This is a genomic window from Clostridium sp. Marseille-Q7071 (genome assembly GCF_965112025.1).
Window position 1 is genome coordinate 1 of sequence record NZ_CBCOPR010000011.1, and the last position, 1,059, is coordinate 1,059.

Consider the following 1,059-nt stretch of genomic DNA (forward strand, 5'->3'; position numbering starts at 1 on the left):
ATTCTTATCATATAATCTATCAAAGGTTAGTATTCTCATTACTTCCTCCCAGTAAGATATAAAATTTAACATTTATACTATATTATATCATTAAATTTTAGATAATGATAAGATATATATCAGTTCTAAAATTAATATATGTGAAAATAATCGTTGCTTTTTAGCATTATAATTAGAACCATTGAATTCACAACCTTTTCAATTCAAAGTTCACAATTGTGGACATTTAATACATTAGTTAATACTTTAATTGCATTACTTATCTCCATTGTTATGGTTAAATAAATAGGCGTTGCTCCGAACTATACTGTACCTTAGGGGAATCCTAAAGGGCTTCACTACTGTTCCCCTGAGGTGGAAACTAGCAATTGTATTGTTAGTAAAAAAATTTATTAAAGAAATTAGTTTCAATCAGACTAATTTTCACTATAACTATCAATTGTCCATTAATTAAAGTTGTAAATTGGGATATTTAAGGACGTAGCTATATTGAATTATATATTTCTTTACTAAATATGAGAAAATCTTAATTAACTATTTTTTATAAAAACATACAAAGAATTAATAGTGAAGAATTAATTCTTTTCTTAATTCCTCACTATTAATTATTGCTTCTTGTAAATTCTTTACCTTTTAATTCTTCCTTAAATTTCATATATAGTTTACCTAGATTCCAAGCATCATCAAGGGCATTATGCTGCTGACCTTCAAATTGGATATCATACGCTTTCAGAGCATTTATTAATGAAATTTGAGTCTTGTTATTTAAGTGTTTCGTTAAAACAGCTTGAAAATTACCATAATTATCTATCATTTTATTCACAATTGAAAGATCACATTTATTTAATCTTACATCTCTTTTTAAAGCTCTTATATCATCATTTCCCCAACTTATGAAAATCGCTTCATCTTCTCCTACCCATCTTTCAAATCTAGAAAAAACTTTTATAAAATAGTCCGCATTATCTATTTCCTTCTGTTTTATATTTGTTAGTGTTTTGCAACGATCACTTAAAATCCAATTAAAAGATGGTTTTATATAAGAGTAAAATACTTTAT

The 1,059-nt window shown here is 25.8% G+C and carries 1 protein-coding gene; it reads right to left on the bottom strand.

Annotated elements, in window-relative coordinates:
- Positions 1-601: 601 nt before the first annotated feature.
- Positions 602-1,059: exonuclease domain-containing protein (locus tag ACWPW7_RS23370; RefSeq protein WP_454055646.1), on the bottom strand; the 458-nt coding region annotated here is incomplete at its 5' end.